Annotated in this window: 1 protein-coding gene; it reads left to right on the forward strand. The window is 59.5% G+C overall.

What is annotated here, in order from left to right; all coding sequences use genetic code 11:
* Nucleotides 1-1,151: tyrosine-type recombinase/integrase (locus AC1DRJ_RS28845; RefSeq protein ID WP_477805133.1), on the forward strand; the 1,151-nt coding region annotated here is incomplete at both ends.

Here is a 1,151-nt window from a genome sequence, read left to right on the forward strand (position 1 = left end):
CCTCTGGTGTGGTCGCAGCCATTTACCGCTACGCGCACAATGGCAAGCGGTACAAGGTATCGCTGGGGAACTACAAGGCCAGTTCGCGCGATGCAGGCTTTACCTTGGCCGAGTTGCGGGCAGAGGCGCGGCGCATGGCCGGGATCGCAGCTAAGCATGGTGACGTTGCCGGGTATCTAGCCCAGCAGGCGGCCGAGGCAGAAGCTGAGCGCATCGAGCGCAAACGGCACACCGACATTGAAGCCGCCCGGGGAACCTTCGCGGATCTGTTCCGCGATTACATCGAGTCACGCCGCGCCGTGATCGCGGCTTCCACCCTGCGAGAGATGGAGCGCCTATTCAAAAAGGACTTGGAAAAGGAGCACCCGGCCATTATGGCGATGAAGGCCCGCGATATTCGCCCGGCCCATATCCTCGCCATCTTGAATCAGGTACATGAGCGCGGATCTTCCGTCATGGTCGAGCGTCTGCGCGCTTTTCTGGTCGCCGCGTTCAATCATGGCTTGAGGGCCGAGAGCATGGTGGGGCGCTCCAATGCGATGACCTATAGCCTGGAGATCAACCCCGCGGCCCTGACGTCAATGGAGAAGAAGTCAGTCGCCGCTGTTCGTGCCCTGACGGATGCTGAGCTTAAACAGTTCTGGCAAACCATCGAAGGCTCACCGGGAGTCGGCCCGGCAATGGCGCTGCTGTTCAAGTTCGTCGTTGCCACGGGTGGCCAGCGGATTAAAAACATCATCGAAACACGTTGGGATGACTACGATCTGGAGGCCCGGACGGTTCGCATTGCCCACCGTAAAGGGCGAAAATCTGGTGACAGTAACGGCGGGGAAGTTGTGCATCTTGTGCCCCTTACGGTGCGTGCTGTTGAAATACTTGAGCAAGTCAAAGCCTTGRCCGGCCAACATCCCTGGCCCTGGACTACCCACGGCAAGCAGCCCTTTGTCATTAGCAGCCCGACTCATGCGGTATCCGACTGGCTAGACTCGGATCGCGCTGTAATTGACGGGGTGAAGGTGCCCAGCTTTTCGCCGCGTGACCTGCGCCGCACCTGCACGCAATTGATGCAGAAGCATGGTGTGGATGATCGTTTATCTGATCTGCTGCAAGCTCACGGGCAGGCGGGCGTGGTCGCCAAGCATTACCGGAAC

The organism is Pseudomonas sp. P5_B2 (genome assembly GCF_056400445.1).